Raw genomic sequence first — 21,380 nt, forward strand, 5'->3', positions numbered from 1 at the left:
CTGTTCAATAAGTGCATCTCCATATACCTATCATATTGTTTTCACATAGAAGTCAACTCCCTCTATAATTCTGATTATCATACATATAAAGCCACACGACAGACGTGTAAGCGGATACATTTTTTTATTTCCTTCCTTCATATAGAAAGCCTGTATTAATTGCATTGTCTTCTCCTACTTCATCTAATGATGGAAATATGGTTTTTGTGACATTAAACTCAATCAAAATTCTTAGGACACTTTGTATTTCATTCGAAACTACATCATCTAGAATGCTTTAGGCGATATGTTCCCACTAACAAATAAAATCCTTAATATTGGGGGCAAAACCTTTTTCTATTATCAATCTAGTTACAACATTTGATTATTATGTTTTTACTATTTTTTCAATCACTGTTTTACTTAATATATTTATGAGTGTTATCAAATACTACTATTAAAAACAAAAAAACTACTTGATATCTAAATAGATATCAAGTAGTTTTTAAATACTTATTCCTTAAGCTAATTGTTTACCAATCGTATTCACTGCATTAAAGAATAATTCGATAAATCCTTCACGATTAACTGTATGTAGTACTTTAACATTTGGCGCTTTACCTGTTTTACCTACATAATCAACAATTGTTGAACCAGCTGTTAAACGGCCTTCCAACTCCACTTCTACAAAGTAATCTCCACCCTGGAATAACTCTGGAGCAACAAGATATGCAACTGCACACACATCATGTACACGAATTTGTTTCTCGAAATTTGGAGCGTGAAATGGTGTTTGTGATTGTGTGAATGTATAAAATTTCATCATCTCTGCAACTTTTTCAGCAAACGGAGTTCCTGACTTGCTTAATCGTTCCATTTCATCAAGGGTAATATATGCTTTATGCGTTACATCTAAACCACTCATAACAATCGGTAAACCTGCACGGAAAACTAATTCTACCGCATGTGGATCAACATAAGCATTAAATTCAGCAGTTGTTGACACATTACCACCTACTGCTGCTCCACCCATCCATGAAATCATTTTTATTTTCGGTTTTACTTCTGGGTGTGCAAATAATAACGCTGCTACATTTGTTAATGGGCCAGTTGCTACAATAATCATAGGCTCATCACTAGCTAAAAGTGTTTCACGCATTGCATTTACAGCTGAGCGATCACTCGTTTGTAGAGTTGGCTCCGCCCATTTCACATTGCCTAATCCACCTTCACCATGAATCTCTTCAGCCACTTCTAATGTACGGAACATAGGAGCATCAAGACCTCTAGCTACTTCAACATCTTGTTTAATATACGTTAAGAAACTAAGTGCATTATACGTTGTTTTATCTTGCGATACGTTTCCAGCTTCAGTTGTTACTAAACGAATATCTAACTCAGGTCTTGCAAAAGCAAGTGTTAGCATCATTGTGTCGTCAATACCAGGATCACAGTCTAATATTACAGGGATTTTATTCAATAGATTCACTCCTCAATACAGTTAATTCTATATATTTACTTCAATAAGTATTGTAACCCTTTTTCAAGATTGTATCATCATAGTATATTCTTGTATTTATATTTAAAAGCCACTTCCCTTATCGGAAGTGGCAAATACTCATTTCATTCTTTTATATTCTACAATCCATTCGTCATTTTCTAGAAACATTTGTACACCAAGCCAGCCTTCTTTTAATAGACGTTGCTGCATAGGGGTATCACTCATTAATACTTTATATGATTCATTGAATGACAAAACCTCTTCAGTTATTTTTTTGAAAAATACATAACGAAGCTTTCCACCATATTTTAATTTTAAAGCTGCAACCATCATACCTTGAGAAAATTTGTCTTTTAGGCTTGGAATATTGAACGGCTTTACTGTCGCACAAATATAATCAAAACGTTCCACATCTACCTGGTCCATAATAACTTTAGCCAATGTCTTTTGAAGACCAAAGCCACGATAATCAGGCGAAACATTTGAAATTTCCTGGTATAAAACACGTGGTAATAGAGATTCTTCTACTCCACAATCACGTCCAAGATGCTCATCATCAATTTCAGGCTCAAGAAGTGCACGGAATGCAATTAAATCTTCTCCTACAAATGCTCCAATCATTAAGCCGTTGCCATGAAGAATATATTCAAATTCTTCTTGTGATAGAGGCTGTAACACGGATTGATCTGGTAATGCATTATAAACAATAGTTTGTAATTGTTGTATGATCGCTAAATGTTCCATTGCTAATAAGCGTATATCAAATGGTGTTTCACCTAAATGACCTTTATATATACTGTTCATTCAAGCCCTCCTCCAATTGTTATTTCACTACATGCGAGTAGTGGCAAAGTTCTTGTAGGATAGCCTCATCTATATCAATGCCTAATCCTGGACGCTCATTTAAACAAATAAATGGTACATCATATTTTAAGTTACCCACATCTTTTGAAAATTTCAATGGACCTGTTAACTCGACACTTGTCATGATTTTTTTTGAGAATGCAACATGGAATCCAGCCGCAGAACCGACTGATGATTCTACCATCGATCCGATTTGACATTCAATTCCTGCCATTTCAGCCATTGTTGCTAATTTCATCGCTGGGTAAATACCTCCGCATTTCATCAGTTTAATATTGACCTTATCAGCAGCACGTTTAGCAATAATTTCACGCATTTCTTTTACACCATGTAAGCCTTCGTCAATCATTAAAGGAATATCTGTTTTAGATTTTATTTCTACCATCGCATCAATGTCGTCCGCAACAACAGGTTGCTCTAACCAATCTAAATCAACGTCACGTAATGCTCTTAAACCGCGTAAAGTTGTGGAACTATTTTCCCATCCTTGATTGACATCTACTCGGATTGCGATATCAAACCCAACACGCTCACGTACCGCTTGAATACGTTCTACGTCTTTCAAGACTTCTGTTCCAACCTTCATTTTGAATGAGCGGTAGCCTTGTCTCACACGCTCTTCTGCTTCATTTGCCATCTTTTCAGGTGTACCAATACTTAGTACATGTGTTATTGGGAACTTCTCATGATAACGCCCACCAATTAGTTGGTAGACTGGTACATCTAATTTTTTACCAACTATATCGAAACAAGCAATATCAATCGCTGCCTTTGCTGCAGGTACTTGATAAACTGCCTTGTCCATTAATGCATGAATCTTTTCGAAAGCCATTGGATCTTGACCAATCATTAATGGTGCAAGTTGGTTTTTTAATACAGCATAAGTGCTTTCCCAAGTCTCCCCTGTTACATGTTCATCGGGGACAGACTCACCGTAACCTATAATACCTTCATCCGTAGTCATTTTCACGATTATAGAGGGCATTGATGGATATGTGTCATAACTAATAATAAATGGTTCAATTAAAGGTAGCTCGATAGCAAAAATTTCAATTTCAGTAATTTTCATTTATATTCACTCTTTTCTTTTTATTTACGAGCTGTTATAGTTGTCGTTAAATAGTCGTTAATTAATAAAAAAATATAACAAAGGAGTCATATTCTATGTCAACAAAAATAGCAGTCATTTGTTCAAAAGCATTTATGAATCGTCTCAATATTATCTCACACGAAGTACCACATATACAATTAGATTTTTATATTTACAATTCACCAGAAGAAACACCTAATTTAATGAAACAAGTAAAACCTTGTGATGTTCTACTGTTGGCAGGGACATTGCCTTATTTATATGCTAAACACTTATTACATCAATGGCCAATACCTTGGACATATATAAAACAAGATGAAACGATGATATCAACAACTATTCTTTCTGCCATCGCAAAACATAATGTTACAATTGACCGATTATCTATTGATGTAATGAGCTCTACCTTTATACAAAATGTCTTGCATGATATCCAGTTTGAAGGGCAATTACCCTTCACGCAAGAAATTGAATTATCGACACCAACTAAGCAATTACTTACAAATCATATTGCTCTTTGGCAGTCAAGGCAAATTGACTTAATCATAACGAGTATTCATGCTATTTATGATGAATTAACGGCATTGGACATTCCTGTCATACGTATGCTTGATCCAAAAAGTTCAATTATTCGGCATCTAAATGAATCTATATCCTTATCACAATTAACAAAATTTGAATCTGCAAAAGCAGTTGCCGGAATTATAGAGTTCAATGAAGCTACACATAATCCACTACAAACGGTAGATCAATTAGCTACTATCATCCATGCTTCATATCAACAAGTAGATACATGCCGTTTTGAATTATTCACAACATATGGACATTTACAAAATGCACTTACCCAAAACAAACTTGAGTCTTTCTTTACTGTTTCAGAAAAGTCGGTGAAGCTCGTCTTTGGTTATGGTGAATCTATATTAGAAGCTCAAAGGAATGCACAACATGCTTTAAATTATGCATCTCCTAATGCTATTTATATCTTAACTGAAAACAAAGAACTACAAGGACCGTTTCCTAATAAAGCCTCAACATTATCATTACAAGCTAAAGATCCTTATATTGTCCTTATGGCGAAGGAAACAAAACTTAGCCCACTCAACATTTCTAAAATTATGGCCTTTAGTAAAGCGAGACAGTCGTTACAATTTACAGCTCATGATTTATCCGAGCATTTACAAGTAACACGGAGAACAACAGAGCGTATTCTAAAAAAACTTGTTGAACATAACTACGCTAAAATCGTTGGAGAAGAGATGACATATCAGCAAGGTCGACCACGCAGTTTATATGAGCTGAATTTTTCCACATACAATTAATAAAGCCTTCTAGACATCAAATATGCTAGAAGGCTTTTGCCTATTAATCTAGTGCAGGTACACTATTTAAATCTTCTTCCTTTTTTAACTTCGCTTCATTACTCTTTATTAATGCCTGTTCTTCCGGCGTTAATTTAACGATTGAAAACCCAATATATCCATAAATAATTGAAAGAATTGGTACTGTAAAATTCAATATCGCATAAGGCGCATATTCAAAAGCGCTTACACCTAGTGTCGCTAGTATAAATACACCACACGTATTCCATGGGAAAAACACAGAAGTCAATGTACCGCCATCCTCTAAAGTACGTGATAAGTTTTTAGAGTGCAGTCCTCTATCTTTATAAACCTTAACGAACATACGAGAAGGTACAACGATAGATATGTATTGTTCCGAACAAGTTGCATTTGTTGTAATACAAGAAGCAATTGTTGCAGCTACTAAGCTACCCGTTGATTTCGCAGCTTTCACAATAATATTCATCATTGATTGAAGCATACCAGAATACTCTAATACACCACCAAAAGTCATCGCAACAAGAGTCATAGAAACAGTGAACATCATTGAATCTAAGCCGCCACGATTAAACAACTCATAGACCATTTCATTGTCAGTTTCTAGTTTAAATCCTTCTTGTAAGGCATTTACTGCGTCTGCTGGTGCACCGCCTTGCACGAAAATTTGAGCTATAAATCCTAACAAAATACCAACAATTAAAGCAGGGATAGCAGGTACCTTTTTCGCTACCAATACAATTACAATAACCGGTACTAATAATAACCACGGAGAAATAACAAAGCTTTCTTGTAAAACGCTTAATGTTCCTTCAATTTTCCCAATATCCATTGTAGATGACGCAAATTGACGACCAAGTATGCCAAATACAACTAACGAAATAAGTAACGCAGGAATTGTTGTATAAAACATATGCTTAATGTGATCAAATAAATTTGTATCTGTTAAACCCGCAGCTAAATTCGTCGTATCAGAAAGCGGAGACATCTTATCACCAAAATAAGAGCCCGAAATAACCGCCCCTGCAATCATTGCTGCAGGAATACCCATACTTAAACCAATACCCATTCCAGCTACACCAATTGTAGCCATTGTCGACCAAGAACTTCCGATAGCCAGTGACACAATTGAACAGATAAGCATAATCGTTACTAAAAACCATGCTGGTGAAATAATTTTCAAACCGTAGAAAATCATCGTCGCTACGACTCCTCCACCAATCCATGCACCAATCGTCAATCCGACTAACATAATTATCACAATTGCTGGTAACGCAAGTCGTATCCCCTTATACATCATGCCTTCAATCTCTGTCCATTTATAACCATGTTTCCAAGCAACAATCGCCGCTACAATTGTCCCCACAATTAGCGGCACATGTGGACTTTGATCTAACACCACGACTGTCACTAACATTGTGATAATCATAATCAAAAATGTTAAACCAGCCCAACCTGCACTTATCTCCTTTTTCATTTCTCACAACCCCTTTGCGAAAATATAAATAGTTTAGAATAGTCTATAAATAATCACTATTATAATAATAGTAATAGCCACTTCTTTTTGAGTCAAACCTTTTTTGAAAACGCTATCATTTATTATTCATAAACTAGCAAAATTCATCTAACAGATATTACTAAAAAATAAAAAACCTATGCAAAGAATTCCTTCGCATAGGTTTTTAAATTATTTTACTAGAGTTTTTGAAAGTAGTTTCGATAAAACTTTAGCAGCATCAAGTAATGCTTCTTTTTCAAAAGTCATTTTAGGATGATGTAATCCTGGCGCTAAATTAGCGCCAATACCGATCATTGTCGCTTTTAATTCTGGTTTTAATACTGTGTAGAAGTGGAAATCATCACTACCTGGTGTTACAACTGGTGGAGTTAGATACTCTTTACCTAATACTTCAACAATCGCTTCTTCTGCCATTTTTGCAGCCTCTGAAGATACTTCAGCACCTGGTGTTAAATCCACCCAATTCCAAGTAATATCCACATTAAATTGTTGCTTAATTGCTTCTAATCCATGTTCAACTTTAGATTGCATATCTTTTAATACAACATTTTTCTGCGCGCGAACATCCATTGTGAAGTTTGCACTACCTGGAATTATGTTGATACTCCCACCATCTGCTACAATTTTCGTTAATTTCACTGAATTTGGCTCAAATGGAGATATATAAATATTCTTCACCATTTGTTGGATAGCTACTACAACATCAATAGCATTTTGTCCTTGATGTGGTCGTGCACCATGGGCATCTGTTCCATGGATACTGCCCTCTAAGAATACCGCTGCTCCATGGTGGATAGCTGGAGATACTTGCCCTATTTTAAGTTCCTCAATAGGACGTAAATGCACACCAAATAAATGAGTTACATCTTCAACTGCCCCTCTTTCAAAGGTAGCAACAGCACCGTTTCCTTTTTCTTCAGCAGGTTGGAAGATAAAACGAACACGGTGATTTAACTTTTGCTTTTGCTCTTTTAAATGTAATAGTGCGCCTAACACCATCGATATATTGGCATCATGACCACATGAATGATTAGCACGCCATTCACCATCAACTTCTTGCCATAAAGCATCAATATCGGCACGTACTGCTACTACATCTTCCCCTTCACCGATTTCTGCTAGTAAACCTGGTACATCACCAAGAAGTTTATAAGAAATACTCAACTCATCTAATATAGACGCGATTTTTTTTGTTGTTTCATGTTCTTCCCAGCTAATTTCAGGGTTCGCATGAAAATACTCAAACCAATTTACTATTTGTTCATCAATTGTCATGTTATACACCTCATCTGAATCACATCATACTGCAAAAATGAATAGATTTCCAACTAAGCTTTTCTGTCCTATTATAATTTCCTGTAAATAATTTTACTAAGAAACGAATAAAAGTTTAGTGACTTAACATTGTTTATGGAGCTCTTAAAATTACTCGTATATTTTAAATCTCTTGAATTTGATGTAAATTAACTAAATTATGTAAAATCAATTCCCGTTTCATAAAAAAAACAGCCCTTAAATACGGCTGTTTAATAATTATAACTCCGTAAAAAAACCTTCAGGATATTGCTCACTATTATTCTCATGGCAAATCTCCTCACGTTTTTCCTCTTCTTTTTGAACCTCAAAATCCTGATCTACTAAGTACGTTTCAAATCTTGATGCTTTCATTAGCATCCTCCTTTTAAAAATATTTTTTATGGTTTTTTTATATTACAATTTTCTCCACATAAAATCAATGATTATAACCTAATTAATTTAAATTTTCTGTTATTTTATAAATATGAATCTAAATCCAACAATTTACAGTATAATAATGTAAACATTATACAACTGAAGGAGATTGCTCATGAGCCCTTATATAATTCCCATTTTCGCAATGTTAATCCCAATTGTCGCTATTTCATCGAAAGCTTTCAATGATCGCTTGAGAATTAAACATTCTATACTAAAAGATGAAATTGAGCTTGAAAAACTGAAACAACAAAGTTTTATAGCTGAAACTGAAAGGCTTCGTTTAGAAATTGAACAAGTTCGTTCATCATCTCCACTATCCAAAGATGCATTGTTAGAATTTAAGCCTATTCAACCAGACTTAAATATAGAACCTACTCCAATCTCTTTTAAAGAAACAAAATAAAATCACGGTCGCTCTAAGAGTGACCGTGATTTTTCTTTTCTCCAAAAACAAGACGCCATCCAATAACAACCGCAATTATTAATATCAGTATATATATCAACTTAGCATATGGAATCATATCGATTAAATAATGGACTAAAGCAAATGCACCAATGGCAAACATTGCTACAAAAATCTTTAACGTATTATTATCTTGTGTTAGTTCATGAGAATTTGAAAAAGGATATACTTCTCCATTCAAAAGTACATATGAAAGCAATGTCATCATAACTGCAACTAATAAAATTATAAGTAAATCCGGAATTATTGCCCATGAGAACATGGCAATAAATACAATGCTTAACAGAGTAAATGTCGGGAAGAACAACTTTACAATTGCTGCTTTTAGTGTACTACTATAAAACATTTTCGAATTGCTAATAGGTGTTGCTCTAAAAATCCAGTTACCTTTATATGCCCCTGAAAACTTCAACAAATGAACAACAGTCGGAATCATAAGCGCACTAAAATACAAAGGATACACATTTTCATTTGCCATGGCTTCTTTTAAAGAATAGATTCGTACTTCATTAAAAAACATGACAAATGGAATAACAATGGCAAAACCTATTTGTGGATATGCCTTCAATTTAAATTCTCGTTCCTGCCGAATCATTAGTGATGCAAATCGATAAAATGTACGCTCCTGAGAATTACGGCATAATACCTTCGAAGTCCATTCCTCAAATAGGTGGGATTTACCTTTTGTACGTACAGAATCACTCAACAATTTTGAGAGGCTTCGCTCAAATACTGGCATCAATTTAATATATAATTGCAGCATCAGCAAAGGAATAACAATACCACATGCCATTAATATAAGCATATTTATCGAGTAATCTTGGTTTAACATTACTTCAAAAAAGGCACTATACCAAAGAGGGGGTAAAAAAACATGCCACCATGTAAACATATACTGTAAATTCATTTGAGTTAACTCAAATGAATGTGCCATTACTTGATAGCTAAGCATAACTGCGACAGCTAAAAATATTTGCACATAATTGATAAGATCCTTCAGTTTTTCACCACTAAAGAAACGTAGAATAAATAAATATGTGAAGGCAGTAATGACAACGACAAAACAACTAATAAAAACAATACTAATGATGAAAATGAGCCCGTAAAAAATACCGAATCGATATATACCAACAGCAAGTGGAATAATGACAAATGCACCTTCCAACAATGCTAAATAAATTACAATATGCATTAATTTAGCCGCATTCAGTGTACGATTACTGACGGGTTTTGGCTGTAATATATTTTTGTCACGCACATCTAACAATACTGCTGAGAAATCAGACACCATCGTCGTAATTGTAATGAACATTAGCATAGTAAATAAAATGCTCGACGCGAACATATATTGATTTTCCAAAAATAAAAAAGGGGTTAACAATAAGAGTCCGTATAAAAGATATATCCAGAGTGATTTAATAAACTGATTACCCTCTTTTTTCTGCTTTTGTCCATTGAAAATAGCCGGTATTCGACGACTGTCCATCGTTAGTTTCAATTGAATCAGTTTCCTCATAATTGGATAATCGATATCGAATTTCTCAAAAATCCATCGGAACGCATCGAGTACTCTCAACGATTTAAAATCATTCATGTACTCGACCTTCTTTCACAATCTCGACAAAACGCTCAGCAATTTCAACCTGCTGATTAAATCCTGTCATTTGATTGAATATTTCCTCTAGAGTCCCCTCCTTGCCTTGCTGTTGTAACTCTTCGAAACTACCATCTGCTACTACTAAACCATTAACTAAAAGCACAATTCGATCACTAATCTTCTCAACAACTTCCATGATATGAGAAGAATAAAAAACAGTCTTCCCCTCCTCAGCAAGCTTTGCTAAAATCTCCTTCACAACGAGTACACTATTTGCGTCTAACCCACTTAAAGGTTCATCAAAAAATAATAGATCGGGATTATGCAATACGCTCGAAATAATCAGCACCTTCTGACGCATCCCCTTTGAAAAAGAGGTTAAGCGTTGATGAAAAGCATGCTCTAACCCAAATTGGAACATCAATTGATATGCTTTTTTCTCAGCTTCCTCTCGTCCTAAACCGTACATTTCTCCAGTAAAGGTCAAATACTCTGCAGCCGTTAAATGATCATATAGCTCTGCCGTTTCAGGCACATAGCCAATCCGTTTTTTATATGTATAATCTCCATCAGCAATATCCTTACCGAAAATTTCAATTTTCCCTGAATAGCCTTCAATTAACCCAAGCATTAATTTTACCGTCGTGCTTTTACCTGCTCCATTCGGTCCTATATAACCAATAATTTGTCCCTTACCTACTTCTAGATTAATACCATTTAAGACTTGCTTATTACCAAAAGACATCTCAACGTTTTGTAATCGTAAAATGGATTCGCCTATCAACAAAATCACTCCTTTATAAGAATTTTCTTTTTTCTTTAATTATAATAAAACCTTAGAATCGTATAAATGACTCTAAGGTTTTATGGTTATATTATCGTTTACGAGAGTTTTTAATTTCAGATACTTGCTCTCTCATTGTAGCGTATTTATTGTCGCCTATTAAAATCATAATTTGTAACATTGTAAAAGGTAAATAGGCTCGTTTTCGATAAGCCAAATATTTAGGCTTCCATGTATTTGCGAATTTCTCTTTAAAATGTTGCACGTCTTGGAAATTATAATATTCTTGCCCATTAAATATAATTTCTGCAGCAATTTTCTCTGTTAACGTCGCATACTTGGAAACCCCAATATGTGAAAGTGGTGTCATACCAACATTTAAAAGTTTGAAATTCTCACTCTTTGCCCAGATGAAGATATTGAGGAATAAATAATCTATTATTCCTGTTGGAAGATCCGTCTTTTTCGAACGCATTAAGTCAATCGAAATAGTCTGTTCTTCGTCATATAACGGGATGATATTTGAAAATGCTACAACTTGCGCTTCACCATTTTTTACAACAGCGAGTGGTGCAAATTGTAAGTAATCTTCGTTAAAATAACCAAGTGAGAATCCCTTTTCCTTTCGATTATCCAGCCATTCATCTGATAAGGTGCGCAATTCTTTCAGCAAATTTTTTTGAAATGGAGGTTGTATGATTTCAAAAGAATAGCCTTCCTGCTCTAAACTATTTGTCAGCTTACTAACGGACTTTGCATCATCGTTTGAATATACAAGTTTCTCAACATCTATATAGCCCTCTTCTCCTAATTTAAAGAAATTGTAGCCATAGCCATGTAGATAAGGTACAAACTGATCGCTTACTTCATAAAAGACTGGCGTATAACCGTAGTAATCAGCATGCGCAACAAACTCTTCAATCGCTTCCGCAAAATCCGCCTTTTCTCCAACCAAGTCTCCAAGAACAACTAGTTTATCGGCACTTTCCTGATAAGGGAATAAAACAGTTTTCTTCTTATTCCAAAAAATATATTTATCATGTAAAAAAATAAGGTGTGATAGCTCTTTACCACCATATTTATTGAGATGTAAAAATATTTCTTTCTCATGCTGGAATGAAGATATTTTCTTAAATTGTGTCACTTTCCTTAACCAAACTTCTATTAATACAACAATGGTTACAACAATTAAAGCGATAAAAGCGCTACGAAATAGATCACCCGAATCCGTAATAAAGTATGGTCTCATGCTTTCCGGAATTGGATATTTTGCAGATGGCTTCGCCCAAATGCCAATACCAACATACAATGCTGTAATAACCAAAATAATAGATACATTTATAATTGAGCGACCCCATGTAACAATATAACTTTCACGATAGAAACGATCTCTCGATACAAATAATAATCCAGCTACAAAAATCATAAATAATGCCTGTTCATATTGAATACCTTTTAAAATAAATAATGCTGCAGCAAACAATAATACAAATAATGTTAATTGGTATGAACGTCGATCCTTGTATGAAATACCATTAGATAATGCTAGCAATATAAATCCTGTCGCTACAGCAACTTGATGAGATACGTTTACTATCGGCAAAGATAATACATCTTTTGCATACTTAATTCTTTCAATGGCTCCAGGAGCTGCAGAAGATAGTAAAAGCAACAAGCCTGATAAAAACACAAGAACAGTAGCTGTGATATGACTAGCACGTTCTAAAATAATATTAGGAACACTATTAAAACCGGCATTTAATTTCCCCCATAGCTCTCGAAGGAACAAAGCAAGCCCCGCTAAAAAAGGAATAATATAATAACCTACGCGGTAAAATAATAGCATTAATAATACAGACTCTTCAGGAACATTTAAACTTTGAGTTCCCCAGATGAACACTAAATCAAAAGATCCGAGACCACCAGGAATCATACTCACAATACCAGCACATGAAGCAACAATGAAAATCGGCAATAATTGTTCAAATCCAATTGGAACTTCTAGCATATAGCTGATTAAGTATATAAATGCAAATGCGCCTAACCATTCTAAGACTGATACACCTAGTAATCCCACATCACCTAATACATGGCGAGGTGTTGTTGTTTTTTTAACTAATTGAACAATAGCTTTGATAATTAAAAATGGCACATATAGACCAATAATTGATACAGCAACAACTAAAATCTTTCGTTCATTAAATAATGGGAAATCCCAATAGAAGATTGGTAATACCCAAGCAAATAATGAAAGACCAGCTAAATAAAATAAAGTTACTGAAGCAATTGTTTTGAAAAAGGCACCACTATCTATTTCTTTTTTCTTAAAATAATGTGTTCGTAACAACACACCAATTAAGCCGCCAAAACCAATTAGATTAGAGAACGAGTTAATAATTAACGATTCTTTCATCAAACGTCTTAAAGGTCTTTTAAGCTTTAGTTTTCTTACAATAAAATAGTCATAAAAAAACATTGGAAATACAAGTGCTAAAGGAACAGCTGCCATTAATACTAAAGTACGAACATCTAAATTCTCTAGCTCTCGAACAATTTCTTGCCCATTAACATTCCCAAGTATCTTACCTATTTCATGAATAGCAAAAATCATTAATAGTACCGGAAGAATGATTTTCAGCCATTGAAAAATTGTCGATCTGTTTAGTTTCATTCGCAACCACCCATTTTACGTCAACTTCTTATACTACTACTATACAGTTGTAACGCAAAAAATGCTGAATTCGTTGCTTAAATTCTTATTTTTTTCACAAATCGACTATTTTTTGATAACCCCGCACGCTATTCGCTTACCAGAATTCCCTGATGGATCTGTTTTATAATCGTCTGATGATTCATGTATAACAAAAGCACTACCATCTCCATCTAAAATAGAACGACTATCTCCTTGTTTTAAAGTAAATGCTTTAGTCGAAAATTCTAAATCAACTGTACCATCTTTATCTATTTGTAAATTTGGTAAATCACCTAAATGGTACCCTTTTGGATTTAGATATCCATGTTGCTTATCTGTTGGATTAAAGTGCATACCTGCCGACTCGAATGTAGGCGCTTCACATTTTCCGACTGCATGAATATGAATCGCTTTCTCACCAGGTTCTAACCCTTGTAAAGCAATTCCGATGTTAACACCTTCTTCTGTTTCAGTTAAAACTGCTTCACCAATAGATTTACCTTCACTATTAATGAACATTGCATGTGCAGATTCAGCTGGAATTGCGGTTACTTCCTTATAAACTTCTTTATTAGACGAACAAGCACCAAGCAATAATGTCATACTTAGTAACATCCATTGCGATTTTTTTACTCTCATTGAATACCACTCCTTTTATAAAAGGATGGCTAAAATGTTGAAAATTATGTATGAGGAATGCTAATGACTCTCTTTTTCAAGAAAAGCGAATAAAAAAGTACCTCTCACAACGAAATTTTTTCGACATGAGAGGTACATTTTATATAGCTTATCAGTTTAGTTTAAAACTTTGATTGTGACATTACGTACGCCCCACTGATAAACCTTGTTGTTATCTGGGATGAATACATCAATACGGTTTCCTTTAATAGCGCCACCCGTATCAGAAGCGATTGCCTCCCCATAACCTTCAACCCACACTCTTGAACCTAATGGGATAACAGAAGGGTCAACTGCAATAACTTTTGCTCCTGGATTTGCACGTAAATCATAACCAGTAGCTGTTACACCTGAACAACCAGTACAATATGCAGTGTACGCAGTCGCACGTACAGTCATTGTTTTACCACCTTGAGGAGGTGTTGCTGTTGCTGATTGTGTAGATGTTGATTGAGCTTGTTTTGTTTGTTTTGCTTGTGGTGCTTCTTGTGTTTGAGCAGGCGTTTGTTGAACTTTTGTAATATTTGAAGTTGCCTTAGCCGATAATGCGAGTGTATCTCCTGCAAAGATTAAATCGCTTGATAAATTATTCCAACTCATCAAATCCGCTATAGTAACCTCATTTTCTTCGGCGATTTTTGTAAGTGTATCACCTTTTTTAATAGTATATGTGTCATCTGATTTTTTATCAGATTTAGATTCTAATTCTAGTTGTTGCGCTGGGAAGATTAAAGAAGAATCTAGCAGGTTAGATGCTTGCAAGTCTTCGACTGAAATGTTGTTGGCCTGTGCAATAGCCCAAAGTGTATCACCTTTTTCAACAGTATAACTAACAGATGCAGCTTGCGCTGTCATTGTTGCAGATCCTAATAATAAAAAACCTGCTGCTAGTGCAATCAATTGTTTTCTCATCGTTAAAAACGACCTCCTTTTCACTAACACGGATAACTCTAACATCCCCACATTGCATGAATATTTCTAAACGATGTAGGGGGGGTATCAATCCTGTTACAATAGTTAGCAATATTCTGTCATTTTATACATTTTTCTGTAAAAAATTTTTTTCAAAGTGTTCAAAAAGGTTGTCATGACTACTATCACAGGCATTGGAATATAACTCCAATCACTCATTTCTGAAGCGCTTCATGCTCAAAGAACATAAAGAAATTGTCTCCATTTTTTTTTATTTCCTTGCAAAAAGAGGTTATTTCACTAAATTTGAGGGTGAAAATAGAGGGTTGAGCGTTCAAATATTACAAATGTCCATACACATTTTTAGAAGAAATAAACAGTAAAAGAATGTTTTTCAATTTACTTTCTGGTAAAACATTCAACTAATATATACTTTAAAAACAAAATTTTATTTTAAAGCATATATTTTCTTAACAAAAAAACACCTTCCTTTATCATTTAGGAAGGTGTTAAGTAAATTTAATCTGACCATGCTTGATCACAAACATTTAATGAATTTAAGAAGTAACCTCTTTTTGCATCGCCTTTAATTCAGCCAAAGTATAAAGTTCTAATAAGTCCTGTTTGTTAAGTTCAGGCAATAATAAATGAATATCTCTAAGTAATACTTTACGTTTTTTAAATTTGTCTTTATCTTCTTTTTGCTCAGCTGATTCGTCCATTACATTCAATAGTAATTCATCGGCCGACACTTGTAGCACCCCGCTTAACTTTACAATCCAGCTTGCGGATGGAACACTTTCTCCCATCTCCCAACTTTTAATACGGCTTGCGGACGTGCCAATTTTTCTGCCTAATGACAACATTGAATAATCATTTAACTCTCGTAGTTCCTTCAACTTCATTCCAAAAGCTTGAGCGTCAAACATTTTTCTCACTCCTTTTAATGTATTTTCTTTTGTGGTTCTTGAATTACTTCTATTATTAAGTTTTCGTATTTGCACTATTGAAATTTAGTGTTGAAAACTAACTCTGATGACTAAATAAAATTGTTATTTAACAAAACTAGCTGGCATATAAGCAGCTACTACCTCTCCATTAACTACATGCTCATCCCCAGCATATAATTTCACGTGAACTTTGAATTTCTTTGGGTGAATTTCTTCTACCTTGCCAACAGCTTTTAGCTGTACCCCTTGTGGCGTCGGTTTCAGGTAATCCACATGTAATGACGCGGTAACGAATCTTGGCGGTTCCACACTATCACCTGGCTCATGGCCATTTTTTCTATGGAGTGCCAATGCTGCTGATCCGGTACCATGACAATCAACAAGTGAAGCTAAAAAGCCACCATATACGAATCCTGGTATAGCAGTGAATTTATCTCCTGATTCATAAAAAGTAACGGTTTCTTCGCCTTCCCAAACCGTGCGAATATGATGACCTTCAGTGTTCAATCTTCCACAACCGTAGCACCAAGCAAATTCATCCGGATATTCATCCTGAATAGCTATTTTTTCTACCTTATTCATGCACATTCATCCCCCTTATTGCAAAATAATCCATCTACTATACAATTCGACACCCTGCTTCTTAAACCTTTTCTTTTTAACAACTTTTCTGCTTTAAAGAGAAAATTTTAATGTTTATTAGAATAATAATTAGATTACAGAGCGAATTCACTTTAACTTAAAAGCAAAAAAGCCATTTCATCTAATCGATGAAATGGTTTTTTTAATTTAATTTACTATTACCCATGTAGCGCAAAAAATGATTATGATAACAATCAATTTGAATAACCTAGTAGTATTTTCATTTCCCTTTTGACTCTTTGCTCTTCTTCATCTACGATTTTGCGATAATCAGGATTGCAACATCCCATTAAATATGGTCCTTTTTATAACCTGATTCATCTTTGTCCAATAAGATCAAATTTTCATTCCTTTGTTTGGCTGCAGCAAGAAAGAAGATAGAAATAATTCCCAAAATAATGACTATAGAGCCTATATATGCCCCATTCATCGGAAAACTAAAACCAATCGTAGCATTTAAAATGTAGATCATTGTTATCATCGTCATAAACACACCTGAATAAGAGAAATCCAGTAGTTTTCCTCTGCTAATAATAAACACATTGTCTCAACCCATGATTTCCTTCTATTATAATTGTAGGTGTAGAAGGAAATTCTAAAAAATAAAAAAGCTATCTACTCATCAAATTTGATGAATAGATAGCTTTCATATTTTTATTACCATAATATCGGCTTTGCAACCATAAACCATAGCATAATTAACAACAGTACAATATAAATCCAAACAGATTTCACTAATTTATTGATAAACTGCTGCTGATCGAATTCTGGTGTATTAAATGTACGAATAGTTGGCTTAAAGGCACTTGCCAAAAAGACGATTGAGCTAATCATTACAGCAAATGTCATAACAATCCATGACGTCAGCAAGTTCCAACCACCTAGCCACATAGCAAGCAATCCAGTAGTGACGAGAACATGGCCCGCATGCTTCACAATACGAATGGCAGTTGAAAATGTCCCCACATATGCTTCCAATGCATGGTGATTTTCCGTCGTTCGCATCTTCTTCAGCATCGGTAACAATACAAAAAATGGCCCAATCGACAAAATGGCACTAATAACATGTATAAAAACGATTATTGAATATATCATTTGATCGAATCCTTTAAATGGTATTTACTTTTCGATATTCCTTCTATATTCACGATAATTGAAAAGGTAATAGAGTGCAATGTCTGAATTATGAACAAAAAACTATGTTGTTTTATTCCACAGTCATAAGCAAAAAAGTAGCATTTCCATGGTTTAATCATATACACTTAAACTAGTGTTAATCTAATGTAAATTACTTATTAAAAAATCGTAAATTGGACTGGTTTTTTAAATTTCTGTAGTACAATGCAGATATAGGTGAAACCATCACATAAAAGGTTGCACTTTAGCATATACTTAAGATAGAGGAGAGGATTTTTATAGGTATTCATAAATTTTTTACAAGCTTAAACGACTTAGAGCGAATTATTCGCTGTCCCGGACGCTTCAAATTCGAGGAGCATAATGTAGCAGCTCACTCTTGGAAAGTATCACAATACGCTATGTTCTTCGGCACCTTAGAGGAAATGAATGGCGCAACGATCAACTGGAAATCTTTATATGAAAAAACGATCAACCATGATTTCGCAGAAGTTTTCATTGGTGATATTAAAACACCAGTTAAACATGCATCACCTGAGCTCAAACAAATGCTGGCGCATGTGGAAGAGAAAATGATGGAAAAATTCATCGTCTCAGAAATTCCAGATGAGTTCCAAGCCATCTTCTTTGACCGTATGAAGGAAGGTAAAGATGCCACAACAGAAGGTCGTTTACTTGAATTCGCAGACAAACTCGACCAATTCTACGAAGCATTTGCAGAGCTAAAACGAGGGAATACTGATTTAGAATTTGTTTATATGTATCAAACGGCTTTAGAAAAGTTGTTGCGTATCCCACTGCCAACAAGTGTCGCATACTTCAAAGAAGTTATGTTAGCAGACGTTATTGCTGAAGAAACGCAAATCGATATTTACTCATTAACCCATGAAATTATCAATAAAGCCTAAGCCTTGGAAATAAAAAGGCGAAGAGCTTTTTTATTTTACCCCGATTTCATAAAAAAACTGAAAAACTGTAAATCCCCTAACACTTTAGGAATTCACAGTTTCCCCTTTACTTTGCTTCTATTTTATAAAACTCTTTAGGAATTGGCCCTACATTACGTCGATGATAGAGTAATGGCTCTTTTTCTGTATTTTCAATATTAATGACGTGCCCGATTAAAACAGTATGATCACCTGCATCAACTTGTTGGACTGTTTCACACTCTAGCACTGATAATGTATCATTCAAAATAGGTAATCTTTGTACAGACTCTTGCCATTTACATTGACTAAAACGATCTTCAATTTTACTTGAAAATAGGTTACACAATTCTTGTTGATCATTTGCTAAAATATTTACGGCAAATTTTTTCGTTTTCATAAATTCATTATATGATTTTGATTTTTTATCGATCGACCATAAAATGAGTAACGGATCTAGAGAAACAGATGCAAAAGAATTCACCGTTAATCCAAGAGGTTCATGATTTCCATTGAATGTTGTTACCACTGTAACGCCTGTAGGGTAGTTACCTAAAGCTTTACGAAACGCTTGCTGTTGCTCTGACATATTATTCACTCCTATTTTTCAATTCCTTTTATTATGATATCTCTATCATATGTTTATTTTTAACGAAAGGGTTCGGTCAAGAGTATGACGAAGAATTTCTTATTTTATAAGTTATTTTACAATAACAATTCGTAGGTCGAGCGACTGTATTTCTTTCTCCCTGGGCGCAACAGTTGGCTTTCCAAATGGTAATTGCGCTATCAGTTTCCATCCTTTTTGAATTCCCCACTGCTGACAGATTTCAGATGAAAACGTTGGAATATAGTGCTGCAAACTAGCGCCAAACCCTTCGTACTCCAATGAAGTCCATACTAAGTATTGCAGTATTCCTGATGATTGATGCGACCATTCAGTAAATTGTTCATGAAATGATGGGAACTTCTCCTGCATTGATGCAACTACTTCATAATCCTCAAAAAACAATACTGTCCCATAGCCACTTGCAAATGCATTAAACTTTCTCTTGTTTTTTTCTATGTGTTCTTCCGCTAATCCTTCTTTGATTGATTCAAAAATCACTTGCCAAAAGTCTTTATTGCTATTTCCAAGCAATACAACTAATCGACCTGTTTGAGAATTAAAAGCCGATGGAGTATTTGCCACAGCTAATTGGACAATCTCCTCAATACGTTCATCAGAAATCACAAATTCATCCGTAATACCATAAATGGATCGTCTTTCTTCTATCGCAGAATAAAAATCACCTGACATTTTAAGAACCTCCTTCCTACTCTGCTATATCAAATCTGTAACATTTCACTAATGTATTAAATTTATAAAACTCTTTGGTTTGATCTCTTTGAAACCCAAGCCATTCATACAATCTAATTGCATCTGACATTTTATCTGTGGTATGCAAATAAAGAGACTCAGCTCCTTTTTGTTTAGCATACTCTATACTTACTTTTAACAGTTCTTTTGCCACACCTTTCCCTCTAGCAGAAGGATGCACTGCCAACAAACGTACAACAGGAGTATGGATTTCTAACTCAGGCAAACCATATGCTTCTTTAGATGAAGAAAAAATTTGTAATGTTCCTAAAATATTATCGTTGCTTTTCGCTACTAAAACGCGGTCCAAATTAGGGTTGTCTAATGAAGTTCTAATCTCCCCAATATACGTATTCCAAACTTCCTCATTTTCATAACTATCTTTATATTGTTCATAGCTTTTCACTAAAACTTCACGTGTTGCATCCTTTTCTTGTTCTAACAAGACATCTATTGCAATAATACTCCCCATTATTCCTGACCCCTTTCTAATTTCATTTAAATTGCACTATTATTATAGGATTTCGCCTTTTTCTCTACGGCATAAGATACCCATTCTATAATTGCTGTAATAATCCAGTATAAAAGACCAGCTGCTATGAAAGCCTCCAAAAACTTTAAATTTTTGGAAGCGATTATATTTGCAGCACCTGTAATTTCTTTTTGAGATACTAGAAAAGCAATTGATGTAGTATGTAAAAAGCCGATTATTAAGTTTGTAAAATTAGGAATAGACTGAGCTAATGCTTGAGGTAAAATAATTCTTTTCAGTACTTGAAATGTATTCATCCCTATTGCATACGCTGCCTCTATTTGCCCCTGAGATACACTAGATATCCCTGATCGAATAATCTCAGATAAATAGGATCCCGCTGTTAAAGATAAAGCGGTTATGACAAACAAAACAATAGGAATAGAGTTAGATTGTATAGGTAAATGTAAATATTTTATTAATATATCCAGTAATAGCGGTACACCAAAATAAATTAACATAATATGCATAATTGCAGGAGTTCCTCTAAAGAAAGAAACATAACCATTAGCTATTTGACTTAAAAACCTCAAATTATATGCTCTAATCATTGCAACAGATATTCCGATAAAAAAACCAATAATAATAGGTGTAAATGTAAGAATTAGAGTTAACGGGGCAGCTTTTAATAGTTCTTTGAATGCAATCCAGATAAAAGGAAAGTCAATTGTCATATTACTTTA

General features: G+C 34.4%; 22 protein-coding genes. 3 read left to right on the forward strand and 19 right to left on the reverse strand.

Annotated features, from left to right (window positions below; translation table 11 throughout):
* Positions 1-499: 499 nt before the first annotated feature.
* The 3 genes from MHH98_RS20080 to MHH98_RS20090 form a co-directional block, all read right to left on the reverse strand.
* Positions 500-1,459 carry a nucleoside hydrolase gene (locus MHH98_RS20080; RefSeq protein WP_038180464.1) on the reverse strand — a complete coding sequence of 320 codons (960 nt, stop codon included), beginning with the start codon at positions 1,457-1,459 and terminating at the stop codon, positions 500-502.
* Positions 1,460-1,597: 138 nt separating this feature from the next.
* Positions 1,598-2,284 carry an N-acetyltransferase gene (locus MHH98_RS20085; RefSeq protein ID WP_076065532.1) on the reverse strand — a complete coding sequence of 229 codons (687 nt, stop codon included), beginning with the start codon at positions 2,282-2,284 and terminating at the stop codon, positions 1,598-1,600.
* A gap of 19 nt (positions 2,285-2,303) precedes the next feature.
* Complete coding sequence (locus MHH98_RS20090) at positions 2,304-3,413, reverse strand: mandelate racemase/muconate lactonizing enzyme family protein (RefSeq protein ID WP_076034250.1); 1,110 nt, start codon at positions 3,411-3,413, stop codon at positions 2,304-2,306.
* A gap of 95 nt (positions 3,414-3,508) precedes the next feature.
* On the opposite strand from MHH98_RS20090, the gene MHH98_RS20095 reads away from it, so the two are divergent.
* The gene (locus MHH98_RS20095; RefSeq protein ID WP_340713427.1) at positions 3,509-4,753 is read left to right on the forward strand and encodes a hypothetical protein; all 1,245 of its coding nucleotides are present in this window, start codon (positions 3,509-3,511) and stop codon (positions 4,751-4,753) included.
* A 43-nt stretch (positions 4,754-4,796) separates the two neighbouring features.
* Here MHH98_RS20095 and nhaC read toward each other — a convergent pair whose 3' ends face one another.
* From nhaC to MHH98_RS20110, 3 genes are all read right to left on the reverse strand, one after another.
* Complete coding sequence (nhaC, locus tag MHH98_RS20100) at positions 4,797-6,248, reverse strand: Na+/H+ antiporter NhaC (protein WP_038180472.1); 1,452 nt, start codon at positions 6,246-6,248, stop codon at positions 4,797-4,799.
* A gap of 210 nt (positions 6,249-6,458) precedes the next feature.
* Positions 6,459-7,565, reverse strand: a complete 1,107-nt coding sequence (locus MHH98_RS20105) for an amidohydrolase (RefSeq protein ID WP_076034248.1) — start codon at positions 7,563-7,565, stop codon at positions 6,459-6,461.
* A 258-nt stretch (positions 7,566-7,823) separates the two neighbouring features.
* Positions 7,824-7,958, reverse strand: a complete 135-nt coding sequence (locus MHH98_RS20110) for a hypothetical protein (RefSeq protein WP_268746455.1) — start codon at positions 7,956-7,958, stop codon at positions 7,824-7,826.
* Between the two features lie 178 nt (positions 7,959-8,136).
* On the opposite strand from MHH98_RS20110, the gene MHH98_RS20115 reads away from it, so the two are divergent.
* The gene (locus tag MHH98_RS20115) at positions 8,137-8,427 is read left to right on the forward strand and encodes a hypothetical protein (RefSeq protein ID WP_051448586.1); all 291 of its coding nucleotides are present in this window, start codon (positions 8,137-8,139) and stop codon (positions 8,425-8,427) included.
* A 13-nt stretch (positions 8,428-8,440) separates the two neighbouring features.
* Here the strand turns inward: MHH98_RS20115 and MHH98_RS20120 are convergent, their stop codons facing one another.
* The 9 genes from MHH98_RS20120 to MHH98_RS20160 all read right to left on the reverse strand — a co-directional run bounded on the left by MHH98_RS20120 (position 8,441) and on the right by MHH98_RS20160 (position 17,837).
* On the reverse strand, positions 8,441-10,081 hold the full coding sequence (locus MHH98_RS20120) for a hypothetical protein (protein ID WP_076034247.1): 1,641 nt from the start codon (positions 10,079-10,081) through the stop codon (positions 8,441-8,443).
* Positions 10,074-10,829, reverse strand: coding sequence for an ABC transporter ATP-binding protein (locus MHH98_RS20125; RefSeq protein WP_076034300.1), 756 nt, complete (start codon positions 10,827-10,829; stop codon positions 10,074-10,076). Before MHH98_RS20125 ends, MHH98_RS20120 begins: the two co-directional genes overlap by 8 nt.
* Before the next feature lie 130 nt (positions 10,830-10,959).
* The gene (gene mprF, locus MHH98_RS20130) at positions 10,960-13,539 is read right to left on the reverse strand and encodes a bifunctional lysylphosphatidylglycerol flippase/synthetase MprF (protein ID WP_076034246.1); all 2,580 of its coding nucleotides are present in this window, start codon (positions 13,537-13,539) and stop codon (positions 10,960-10,962) included.
* A gap of 105 nt (positions 13,540-13,644) precedes the next feature.
* Positions 13,645-14,199 (reverse strand): superoxide dismutase family protein, encoded by a 555-nt coding sequence (locus MHH98_RS20135; RefSeq protein WP_076034245.1) that lies wholly within the window; start codon positions 14,197-14,199, stop codon positions 13,645-13,647.
* Between the two features lie 156 nt (positions 14,200-14,355).
* Positions 14,356-15,150, reverse strand: a complete 795-nt coding sequence (locus MHH98_RS20140) for a LysM peptidoglycan-binding and 3D domain-containing protein (protein ID WP_076034244.1) — start codon at positions 15,148-15,150, stop codon at positions 14,356-14,358.
* Between the two features lie 557 nt (positions 15,151-15,707).
* Positions 15,708-16,079: a helix-turn-helix domain-containing protein gene (locus tag MHH98_RS20145; RefSeq protein WP_038180486.1), complete on the reverse strand. Its 372-nt coding sequence runs from the start codon at positions 16,077-16,079 to the stop codon at positions 15,708-15,710.
* Positions 16,080-16,202: 123 nt separating this feature from the next.
* Positions 16,203-16,682, reverse strand: a complete 480-nt coding sequence (locus tag MHH98_RS20150) for a PaaI family thioesterase (protein WP_038180489.1) — start codon at positions 16,680-16,682, stop codon at positions 16,203-16,205.
* Between the two features lie 349 nt (positions 16,683-17,031).
* A complete protein-coding gene (locus tag MHH98_RS20155; protein ID WP_076034243.1) occupies positions 17,032-17,223 on the reverse strand; it encodes a hypothetical protein in 192 nt (63 codons plus the stop codon).
* 176 nt (positions 17,224-17,399) lie between these two features.
* Entirely contained in the window at positions 17,400-17,837 is a 438-nt protein-coding gene (locus MHH98_RS20160) for a hypothetical protein (RefSeq protein WP_076034242.1), read from the reverse strand.
* Positions 17,838-18,157: 320 nt separating this feature from the next.
* Between MHH98_RS20160 and MHH98_RS20165 the strand changes: the two genes are divergently transcribed.
* A complete protein-coding gene (locus MHH98_RS20165; RefSeq protein ID WP_038180495.1) occupies positions 18,158-18,787 on the forward strand; it encodes a YfbR-like 5'-deoxynucleotidase in 630 nt (209 codons plus the stop codon).
* Between the two features lie 106 nt (positions 18,788-18,893).
* Here the strand turns inward: MHH98_RS20165 and MHH98_RS20170 are convergent, their stop codons facing one another.
* The 4 genes from MHH98_RS20170 to MHH98_RS20185 form a co-directional block, all read right to left on the reverse strand.
* Positions 18,894-19,394, reverse strand: a complete 501-nt coding sequence (locus MHH98_RS20170; RefSeq protein WP_038180497.1) for a flavin reductase family protein — start codon at positions 19,392-19,394, stop codon at positions 18,894-18,896.
* 111 nt (positions 19,395-19,505) lie between these two features.
* A complete protein-coding gene (locus MHH98_RS20175) occupies positions 19,506-20,105 on the reverse strand; it encodes a nitroreductase family protein (protein ID WP_076034240.1) in 600 nt (199 codons plus the stop codon).
* A gap of 16 nt (positions 20,106-20,121) precedes the next feature.
* A complete protein-coding gene (locus MHH98_RS20180) occupies positions 20,122-20,637 on the reverse strand; it encodes a GNAT family N-acetyltransferase (protein ID WP_038180503.1) in 516 nt (171 codons plus the stop codon).
* 26 nt (positions 20,638-20,663) lie between these two features.
* Positions 20,664-21,371: an amino acid ABC transporter permease gene (locus tag MHH98_RS20185; RefSeq protein ID WP_038180506.1), complete on the reverse strand. Its 708-nt coding sequence runs from the start codon at positions 21,369-21,371 to the stop codon at positions 20,664-20,666.
* Positions 21,372-21,380 lie beyond the last annotated feature (9 nt).

The sequence above is a fragment of the Viridibacillus sp. FSL H8-0110 genome (assembly GCF_038003565.1).
GTDB classification, from domain to species: domain Bacteria; phylum Bacillota; class Bacilli; order Bacillales_A; family Planococcaceae; genus Viridibacillus; species Viridibacillus arenosi.

Excerpts from the sequence above, each read along its gene's own strand:
- MHH98_RS20160 (WP_076034242.1), bottom strand. The coding sequence starts at position 17,837 with ATGATATATTCAATAATCGTTTTTATACATGTTATTAGTGCCATTTTG.
- MHH98_RS20145 (WP_038180486.1), bottom strand. The coding sequence starts at position 16,079 with ATGTTTGACGCTCAAGCTTTTGGAATGAAGTTGAAGGAACTACGAGAG.
- MHH98_RS20175 (WP_076034240.1), bottom strand. The coding sequence starts at position 20,105 with ATGTCAGGTGATTTTTATTCTGCGATAGAAGAAAGACGATCCATTTAT.
- MHH98_RS20155 (WP_076034243.1), bottom strand. The coding sequence starts at position 17,223 with ATGATAACAATGATCTACATTTTAAATGCTACGATTGGTTTTAGTTTT.
- nhaC (WP_038180472.1), bottom strand. The coding sequence starts at position 6,248 with ATGAAAAAGGAGATAAGTGCAGGTTGGGCTGGTTTAACATTTTTGATT.
- MHH98_RS20150 (WP_038180489.1), bottom strand. The coding sequence starts at position 16,682 with ATGAATAAGGTAGAAAAAATAGCTATTCAGGATGAATATCCGGATGAA.
- MHH98_RS20095 (WP_340713427.1), top strand. The coding sequence starts at position 3,509 with ATGTCAACAAAAATAGCAGTCATTTGTTCAAAAGCATTTATGAATCGT.
- MHH98_RS20105 (WP_076034248.1), bottom strand. The coding sequence starts at position 7,565 with ATGACAATTGATGAACAAATAGTAAATTGGTTTGAGTATTTTCATGCG.
- MHH98_RS20090 (WP_076034250.1), bottom strand. The coding sequence starts at position 3,413 with ATGAAAATTACTGAAATTGAAATTTTTGCTATCGAGCTACCTTTAATT.
- MHH98_RS20170 (WP_038180497.1), bottom strand. The coding sequence starts at position 19,394 with ATGTCAGAGCAACAGCAAGCGTTTCGTAAAGCTTTAGGTAACTACCCT.
- MHH98_RS20125 (WP_076034300.1), bottom strand. The coding sequence starts at position 10,829 with ATGTCTTTTGGTAATAAGCAAGTCTTAAATGGTATTAATCTAGAAGTA.
- MHH98_RS20135 (WP_076034245.1), bottom strand. The coding sequence starts at position 14,199 with ATGAGAGTAAAAAAATCGCAATGGATGTTACTAAGTATGACATTATTG.
- MHH98_RS20140 (WP_076034244.1), bottom strand. The coding sequence starts at position 15,150 with ATGAGAAAACAATTGATTGCACTAGCAGCAGGTTTTTTATTATTAGGA.
- MHH98_RS20185 (WP_038180506.1), bottom strand. The coding sequence starts at position 21,371 with ATGACAATTGACTTTCCTTTTATCTGGATTGCATTCAAAGAACTATTA.
- mprF (WP_076034246.1), bottom strand. The coding sequence starts at position 13,539 with ATGAAACTAAACAGATCGACAATTTTTCAATGGCTGAAAATCATTCTT.
- MHH98_RS20120 (WP_076034247.1), bottom strand. The coding sequence starts at position 10,081 with ATGAATGATTTTAAATCGTTGAGAGTACTCGATGCGTTCCGATGGATT.
- MHH98_RS20115 (WP_051448586.1), top strand. The coding sequence starts at position 8,137 with ATGAGCCCTTATATAATTCCCATTTTCGCAATGTTAATCCCAATTGTC.
- MHH98_RS20085 (WP_076065532.1), bottom strand. The coding sequence starts at position 2,284 with ATGAACAGTATATATAAAGGTCATTTAGGTGAAACACCATTTGATATA.
- MHH98_RS20110 (WP_268746455.1), bottom strand. The coding sequence starts at position 7,958 with ATGAAAGCATCAAGATTTGAAACGTACTTAGTAGATCAGGATTTTGAG.
- MHH98_RS20180 (WP_038180503.1), bottom strand. The coding sequence starts at position 20,637 with ATGGGGAGTATTATTGCAATAGATGTCTTGTTAGAACAAGAAAAGGAT.